Origin of the sequence: Paenibacillus sp. CFBP13512 (genome assembly GCF_005233705.1) — a bacterium.
GTDB classification, from domain to species: domain Bacteria; phylum Bacillota; class Bacilli; order Paenibacillales; family Paenibacillaceae; genus Saccharibacillus; species Saccharibacillus nuruki.
In genome coordinates, this window is record NZ_QGAD01000002.1 from 494,584 (window position 1) to 502,766 (window position 8,183).

An 8,183-nucleotide genomic window follows, 5' to 3' on the forward strand; every position below is an offset into this window, starting at 1 on the left:
CGCAAGCAAGTCTCATTCCCACTGAAAAATAGAGATATCCGCAATATCGATCTACTATTTTTCGGTTCATTTATACTATCTATAGTGTTCTTATTCTCTCTCTATTGCTTCTGAAATCTCATTATAAAGGCTCAACCTGAATTATTGATTAAAATAGAAGACAACTGTAGACAATTTTTGAATGCTCCGTTATAGGTATTGTATATATTTCATCATTTAAGGAGGTTCTAATATGGATTACGAGCAATCTAAATATCATATTGTAGAACAAGCTAATCTATATATTGCAAATCACCGCCACTATAAATGGTTCCAACATTCAGGTTCTGTCTATGAATTAGACACACTGAAATTATTAGATCTCAAAGGCATAACGACGTTTGCACCTCTACAAGAATTCCCCCATCTGAAAAATCTCGAATTCGGTACAACCAACAGTACATTGACAATCCCGGATCTGGTCGGCTTAGATCAGGCGAGTCATCTGGAACGATTGGCTTTTGTCAGCAAAACCAAAATTAAGCGTAATATCGAAGTCATCACCCGGCTCTCCAACTTGCAATCATTAGGATTATATAATGTACAACAAGCGTTGCCAGAACATTTTCTATCTGCGCTGAATTCTCTACAATCAGTTAGCTTATCCAAGCACAATTACAATAGTTCAGCTTCCCTCCCTGCTTGTCTGGAAGAGATCAGCATCACTGTAGACGGTCTAGCTACGTTACCATCTATCCCTCCTGCAACCAGTGTGAAAAAAGTATCGCTACACGGGAATCGCTGTGAGATAGATACCCTTCATTCTTTTGCTATTTTTCCAAATGTGGAAGAAATCAAAATCAATGCTCCCAAAAAATTAACAGATCTTTCTTATGTATCACAGCTTCAGCGACTTAAAGTATTGGATATTAACTTCGCTCCTGTAAGCGACCTAACCGCTCTAGATCAACATCCAGCGATAGAAGAACTACGGTTACGAGGATCATGGGTAGAGCAACTAGAACCGATTATACTTTGCCCTGCGCTCAAAATATTATATTTAGAAAAATCGAAGCTACACTCAATCGCAAATATACGTACGCAATGCCCACAACTGCAACAGTTATGGATCTGGGGCACTAAAGTGAAAGATCTAAGCCCTCTAACAGGCATGAGCACTCTGCAAAATTTAGATGTAACCATGCTCAAGCCTAAATCGTGGGATTTCTTAGCGACGTTAACTGGTTTAGAAGTGTTAGATTTATGCAAAACATCTTTTGCTGATCCTCATTTGTTAGTGGAACTTCCGAATTTGAAAAAAGTACGGTTAGCAAATAGTGAGGTAGATGTAGCGTCGGATGAATATCAAAGGTTGGAGAACATTATTTTAGCGCGGGGTGGGGTGCTGAAATAATAGACGAATTAGATAGTTATTCTACTTAATATCTAGGAATATAAATATGTTCAATATCCATATCAATCACATAATGGACGTTTCTATAAATATCATCAAATCACGATTGAGTGCTAATCAATCTATATAGCTTAGAGTGGGTTAATCATGGGCTGAGATCATTCTCTTCTATTTTAATTATAACTCTACCGTTTATCTACTCCTACTTATGTGTAATGGTTAGCAACGTTGTTTATACACATTTCAACGATTAGGAAAGGTGGGAAATGATATGTCTGAACATTTAACTACAGATCCAGAAGCGATTGAAACGGTCAGAGAACTGATTAAAGATATTGATACAGCTATGCTCACAACGATTTCGGGAGGACGTCTAGTATCCCGTCCAATGAAAACACAAGAAATCGAATTTGATGGCGACCTATGGTTCCTAACGAAAAAAGATACGTCCAAATACGAAGATATCTTACAAGACCCTCGGGTTAATGTATCTTATGCAGGCAAATCTTATGTATCCATTAGCGGAACCGCTGAATTCGTCGATGATCCTGCCCGTAAAAAAGAAATGCTCAATAAAATCATCGAAAAAATTCTAGATACATCTCCAGACGATCCTAACTTGTTATTGATCAAAATCCATACCGAAACAGCCGAGTACTGGGAAAGCGGAAGTGCTATCAAAATGGTCACTCATTTGCTCAAAAAAGCTGTCGGCAAAACTTCTGATCCAAAATCCGAACCCGGATTGAATGAGAAAGTAGATTTGAGTCATGCGCCAAAAAGTTAATAAATAATAAAAAGAGCCACCTTGCAGAAAGTATGCGAAGGGGCTCTTTTTACTGTGTTCAATCTACATGTTCAGCCTATACGTCAGCAAGCATTTTAATTTCTAAAAGTAATTCAAAATCGTATTAATTTATTTCATTGTAGCGCTCAATGGCTGTACTAAGCAGAGAATTGAAATTCTCTGGCGTCCCATCGGTTGTATCCAAAAACTGACCGCTTAGATCGGAATCGGATACAGGTTCTTTTTTATTGATACGTTCAATAATTTTTGAAGCGGCTGCTTTGGCTTCTGTAGCAGAATGAACATAATTTTCAATACTGAAGCTGTTCATGCCTTCTTTTTGTATCTGTTTCTGATCTTTGGAAAGTGTTACAAGTGCATTCAAATCCGCAGTCATAAGATCATATTTAGCTTTGAATTTCTTCATATCGAGTTCCAACACGTTACTGGCATTGATCCCTTGCTCACTCATTTCGATAGCTGTAGCTTCAGCATCAATCATGAATTTCAAAGCATTGTAACGGATCTGTTGGTCAGAATCTTTGAAATTTTGCAAATCAACTAGACGTTGCTCCGCATCCATTTTTTGTAGAGCTTTGAAGTAAGCTTTAGCTGCTTTCTCGTAAGCAAGATTAGTATTTATCAGCTTAGTGTGTAGCTGTTTACCTTTAGCAAAATCATCATCGACATAACCTTTACTATCATAATAGACTTTCATTTCATCGAGGACAGCTAACAAATCCTTGATCACTGGTGTTAGTTGGGTTACCGCAGAGTCAGCACTCGCAAAAGCAGGCTTACTTGTCGTATACCCTTGTGCTTGATCGATGACTTCCCGCTGCGATACTGGGACATCAAGCATGATAAAGCTGAGGTTCTTCTCAATAACAGGCTTCTTCTCGTTTCCAAACTTCTCGAAGTAATGAAGTAACACCTCATTGATTCTACCTGTCATCAAGTTGTTGAGCATGACATACGAATTGTATTTCTCAATTTTTTGGCTTTCACCTGTTTTCATGCCCATGCCTGCCTGATTCATACTCGAACAAGCAGACAATACCGTAATAAGCAGGATACTGACCATAACAAAAGATAATTTTCTCAAAATAATGATTCCCCCGACGGATTATTTGACCTATTTATGTTTGTCTATACGTATAATGATGGTCTACTCTATATTAGAATGCTTTGGTGATCAGGTCTTGAGTCTGGAGTAGGGTAATTTATATACATCTATAGGAATAATATATATTTTTACATTTTATATATTTAATGTTAAGTTAAATTATTATAAGCGAAGGAGGGCTAACAGTGATTTAAAAGTCACTACAAGTATAGACATTAACAGTATTCACATCATTAGCTTTATAAAATCCAAAGTTCTTTATGATTGAAAGGGGTATTATGTTGAGCCAATCATCTGAACGCGTTATACGTCATTTTCAGCAGGAAGACCTGCCATTGCTCGGAGAATTATACGAATCAGTGCAAACGATAGAAGGTTCAACGTTTTGGTGGGTCGGAGATGAAGATAATTGGAGTAATGTTTATTGTGCATTTGAAGATGGAAAAATAGTTGCCAAAGGGCAAGTAAGTATTATCAGCGTGATCTCTACAGGCTGTACAGAAAAAAATAAGCATTGTATTTACATAAATCTTAAAACCTTATCAGAGCGACAACAAGATTATATTTTGTTAGATGAGCTATACAACCCTCTTTTCAAAAGAGCGATAGAATTAAAATCAACATTACCTCCAGAATATAAAACGATCCTTTGTGTAGGTAATGATTCCAAAGAAGCAGCGAACAATCAATTTTTTATTCAAAAAGGATATCGTCCCCTAAATAGCTTGTATCATATGACAAGAGATTTGACTCAATCCATACCTGAATTAACGTTATCTGAAGAATTTGAATTCTCCTATTGGAACATGAACACATCCAGTGAAGAAAAAGAGTATCTTGAAATAGATACTGAAATTTGGCCTGACGCTCCATTAGGATTAGCACCCCTATCTGAACATAAAAGTAACGCTTTATGGACATCTATGATTGTCAGACAATCGTCAACTATCGTTGGTGGATTGATGGTATGGCAAGAAAAAGATCATGGTGTGATCGAAGATGTATTTGTACGTGAACCCTGGCGCAAAAAAGGAATCGCCAGATTTTTACTGACCAAAGCTTTGAGCTATCTTCAAGATCATCAACTTCCTTTTGTGGATCTTACTGTTTTAACGACCAATCAATCGGCGTTAACTTTGTATGAGTCGGTGGGATTTGATACAGATGGAGAAGAAGTCAGATATTTTGTACCACTTGATTAATACATCTTCTCTCTCTGCTTTCTTGCTTTGTATGATATTTTTTTATCCATCTCAAGCGGAACGATTCGAATATGTATATAAAAGAGCCACTCTACGCTAAATACGTAAAGTGGCTTTTTTAATGTCGTTTATTTTCAGGCAATATCAAAAAAAGAATATGGTGATGCCTAAAGGCGTAATCCATGGAAATATTGCACAATAGGATGCTTTAATTTAACACTGTCTGACATGCTCAAAATCCGCTTTTTCCCTACTCTTCGATCCATTAAAGCTAAGATGTTCAGTAAGATATCCTGCCCTTCTAGACTTTCATCAATAGGTGTTGCTAAGAATTTGGTCGCAGTCGCTGTAAAGTTCGATTTGCTAAGTACCGTCTGCGCAGATAACAGTTCTTTGGCAAGCCCATTCATTTTGCGATTACGTGCCATTACTTTCAAACGATCTTCAGGAACCGCTCCATTGGTTTCTTTGCGAAGCGCTTCGATCTCGTCCATGCTGATCGGAATACGCAGATTCGGATCATTTTTAATTTCCATTTCACTCTGGTACCAAGTGATCGGACTGGTTTTGTCATTCATATTGAAAATGTTCTTCTTATCTACCGTGATATAACAGTTGCCCGATTTGCCGGTCAGATAGCTATAACTGGTTGCCCGGTATTCCACTTTTCCTTGTAGTGCAGGAGCGAGAAAACCTTCTAAATTTTGCTTCAATTTACTCCAGGACATACTTCCTCCTATGTTGTGAAAGCCTGACGACCAGTTGAATGGCTGTCAGGCTGTATTTGTAAATCCTTATATAATTGATCTACCCGAGTATACCTATAGATTTTGAGAAAATATATCACTCATTAGTATAGATATTAGCTCTGAAAATAGCTTGTATTATTACATTTCGACTGCACTTTCCATGCTATCTACTTGCTTCGCCGCAAAATCATCAAGCAATGCTCGTACTTCATTGGTATTCTTCGCGCTCATCAGTTCATTTCTTAGCTCACTGGCTCCGCGGAACCCACGAACGTAAATCTTGAAAAAGCGCGGAAGTGGCTTGAACGAACGAGGTTCGATTTCAGAATATTTATCATGCAGATCCATGTGTATTCTTAGTAGATCCAGTAATTCTGTACTGCTATGCTCTCTGGACTCTTGTTCAAACGCAAACGGGTTACTGAAAATCCCGCGTCCGATCATCACACCGTCTACACCGTACTGCTCCACTAACTTCAACCCAGCTTCCCGATCAGCAATATCGCCGTTGATCGTAAGTAACGTATGCGGTGCGATTTCATCACGTAGCTTTTTGATCTCTGGAATCAGTTCCCAGTGTGCAGGCACTTTGCTCATTTCATCTCTAGTACGCAAATGAATCGACAGATTCACAATATCTTGCTTGAAAATATGGGTAAGCCAATCTCGCCATTCATCTACTTCTGCAAAGCCTAGACGTGTTTTGACACTCACAGGTAGACCGCCTGCTTTGGCTGCTTGAATAATCTCTCCTGCCAGTTCAGGACGACAGATCAGCCCGCTCCCTTTGCCATTCTCAGCTACATTCGGTACAGGACAACCCATGTTGATGTCGATCCCTTTAAAGCCCTGCTCTGCCATACCAATACTCATTTGCCGAAAAAACTCAGGCTTATCTCCCCAAATATGAGCCACAATCGGCTGTTCATCTTCAGTAAACATCAACCGCCCACGCACACTATGATGCCCTTCAGGATGACAATAACTTTCCGAATTCGCAAACTCAGTAAAAAACACATCCGGTCTAGCCGCCTCACTCACCACATGACGAAACACTACATCCGTCACATCCTCCATCGGAGCCAGTATAAAAAACGGCTTCGGTAAATCTCTCCAAAAATTGTCTGTCATGTTTAAAATCCTTTCGTTCTAGATAAGGAGTTAGCTTTATTAAGCTGCATCCCAAAATGTATTAAGAAGTTTACTGTACTATTCGAAAAAAAAGCTAGTATATACTAGCTTTTTTATAATTATCACGTATCTAAATTTAATCAATCAAAGAGTAGTTATTGTAAATAATCTAGACAGTTTAGCGTATCATACATTAAAGAATTTATACAGAATAAAATTAGTACAGGATGAAAAATATAAACAAGCATTCCAACCCATAATTAATAGTTAAAACACTTGTTATATTTTCTATAAAACACCAAATATACGCTAGAGTTTGATCATATCGTAAAATTTAAATAAAATCTAAATTTATCCTAATTTAGATTTTATTTGTAATCTTATTCTAATTTTATAAACAATACAAATATCGTGACCAAATGCCCAAGAAAGGTTATAATTTATTTGGATTTGGAAGATTGTGGGTAGGATTCAGATATCGCATAACAAGAACTGAAACCTACGACCTATATAATTTGATTATTTTTCGGAAGGAGAAAGTAAATGAAAGAAAGTATAAAAAAAATAGATAATGGTGGAGCCGAAGCAATTAAAGGATTTAATTTTCAAAAAGCTAATTTAATTCTTCTTGCAATAGAAAATTATCAAAAGCAAGAATTTAAAATATATATTGAAGCAGAAGATGACATTGTTGTTAGTTATAAAAATTACAAAGCATATATTCAAGTAAAAAAACAAAAACATACATTTAATTCAATAACCAAAAAAGTAAGCAAGAAAATCAAAGATGCTGATGATAATAAAATAACTACATTATCTGCTTCAATATTAGAGAAAAATCTAAGTTCAGGTTCAGATTCTGATACTTATAAAATTTTTGTTAAAGATATTGGTAGTTCTGATAAGAAAAAGTTAAATTTGAAAAAACCTGGATCTATATGTACGGAAGTATATATGTTAAGTAAAGATGCTAAAGAGCAAATTATCAATGTACTTCCTAACAATTTCAAAAATAAACTAGATAATTTTTACTTTTATATTTCCCCTATCAATGACGACCTTACTGAAGCTGTTAAATATTTAGTAGGTTGTCTAAATGGAATTAACGTTTCGGTTGATGAAAATAGGGGCAGAATTGTCATAGCAGAGTTAGCTTTAACTATAGACCAAAAAGCTCAAGAAATTCTTTCTAGTACAGTAGATAAAGAACTTAAAGCAATGAATACTGATTATTTTTCGAAAGTATTTGTTACTTACGAAACATTAAATCAATTTGATAGAGTACTAAACTCTCTTGGTTATAATGAATTAATTACTAGAAAAATAAAAAGTGAGCGATTAAAAATCGAACTGAATTCTACTGATTTAAAAAAGGACATAAAAGAGGAATTACAAAAACTGTATGAAGATGAAGAGCTTCAAAATTTATCAAATCGAGAAATAATCGATATTATTATTGGAAATTTTCAATCATCAAGTTTTGGTAGAAATACTTTAATATCAGTTGCAGTCGAATGCTTATGTGAGGTGGAAGTATGATTATTCATAGTATTATTATATACGATTATATAGATCGTAAGATTAATAAATTCAATTTTGAGTCTCAAACAAATATATTTGTCAGTAAATCGAATACTGTTGGTAAATCGAGTTTAATGAAGTCAATTTATTATTGTTTAGGTTACAGTGTAAAGAGTTGGCCTACGAATTGGAATATCCAAAATATGATGTTTCAAATCAAAATTTCGAATCGGGAAAGAGAACACATTATTATAAGGAATAAAAATCTATTTTA

At 35.9% G+C, this 8,183-nt stretch carries 7 protein-coding genes; 4 read left to right on the forward strand and 3 right to left on the reverse strand.

Annotation, left to right across the window (positions count from 1 at the left end):
• Positions 1 to 232 precede the first annotated feature (232 nt).
• Positions 233 to 1,393, forward strand: a complete 1,161-nt coding sequence (locus tag PaeCFBP13512_RS04435; RefSeq protein ID WP_137221408.1) for a leucine-rich repeat domain-containing protein — start codon at positions 233 to 235, stop codon at positions 1,391 to 1,393.
• A 271-nt stretch (positions 1,394 to 1,664) separates the two neighbouring features.
• Positions 1,665 to 2,180, forward strand: coding sequence for a pyridoxamine 5'-phosphate oxidase family protein (locus PaeCFBP13512_RS04440; protein WP_137221410.1), 516 nt, complete (start codon positions 1,665 to 1,667; stop codon positions 2,178 to 2,180).
• Positions 2,181 to 2,304: 124 nt separating this feature from the next.
• On the opposite strand, the gene PaeCFBP13512_RS04445 is transcribed toward PaeCFBP13512_RS04440, so the two are convergent.
• Entirely contained in the window at positions 2,305 to 3,285 is a 981-nt protein-coding gene (locus tag PaeCFBP13512_RS04445; protein WP_137221412.1) for a YiiG family protein, read from the reverse strand.
• Positions 3,286 to 3,584: 299 nt separating this feature from the next.
• Here PaeCFBP13512_RS04445 and PaeCFBP13512_RS04450 point away from each other — a divergent pair, with 299 nt between their 5' ends.
• On the forward strand, positions 3,585 to 4,508 hold the full coding sequence (locus PaeCFBP13512_RS04450) for a GNAT family N-acetyltransferase (protein ID WP_137221414.1): 924 nt from the start codon (positions 3,585 to 3,587) through the stop codon (positions 4,506 to 4,508).
• A 167-nt stretch (positions 4,509 to 4,675) separates the two neighbouring features.
• Here PaeCFBP13512_RS04450 and PaeCFBP13512_RS04455 read toward each other — a convergent pair whose 3' ends face one another.
• Positions 4,676 to 5,236, reverse strand: a complete 561-nt coding sequence (locus PaeCFBP13512_RS04455; protein ID WP_137221416.1) for an SF0329 family protein — start codon at positions 5,234 to 5,236, stop codon at positions 4,676 to 4,678.
• Positions 5,237 to 5,395: 159 nt separating this feature from the next.
• Positions 5,396 to 6,388, reverse strand: coding sequence for a tRNA dihydrouridine synthase (locus PaeCFBP13512_RS04460; protein WP_137221419.1), 993 nt, complete (start codon positions 6,386 to 6,388; stop codon positions 5,396 to 5,398).
• A 543-nt stretch (positions 6,389 to 6,931) separates the two neighbouring features.
• On the opposite strand from PaeCFBP13512_RS04460, the gene PaeCFBP13512_RS04465 reads away from it, so the two are divergent.
• Positions 6,932 to 7,927, forward strand: coding sequence for a dsDNA nuclease domain-containing protein (locus tag PaeCFBP13512_RS04465; protein ID WP_137221421.1), 996 nt, complete (start codon positions 6,932 to 6,934; stop codon positions 7,925 to 7,927).
• Positions 7,928 to 8,183 lie beyond the last annotated feature (256 nt).

Bases quoted from the DNA above. Each gene is read 5' to 3' on its own strand.
- PaeCFBP13512_RS04435 (WP_137221408.1), top strand. From the start codon at position 233: ATGGATTACGAGCAATCTAAATATCATATTGTAGAACAAGCTAATCTA.
- PaeCFBP13512_RS04440 (WP_137221410.1), top strand. From the start codon at position 1,665: ATGTCTGAACATTTAACTACAGATCCAGAAGCGATTGAAACGGTCAGA.
- PaeCFBP13512_RS04450 (WP_137221414.1), top strand. From the start codon at position 3,585: ATGTTGAGCCAATCATCTGAACGCGTTATACGTCATTTTCAGCAGGAA.
- PaeCFBP13512_RS04455 (WP_137221416.1), bottom strand. From the start codon at position 5,236: ATGTCCTGGAGTAAATTGAAGCAAAATTTAGAAGGTTTTCTCGCTCCT.
- PaeCFBP13512_RS04460 (WP_137221419.1), bottom strand. From the start codon at position 6,388: ATGACAGACAATTTTTGGAGAGATTTACCGAAGCCGTTTTTTATACTG.
- PaeCFBP13512_RS04465 (WP_137221421.1), top strand. From the start codon at position 6,932: ATGAAAGAAAGTATAAAAAAAATAGATAATGGTGGAGCCGAAGCAATT.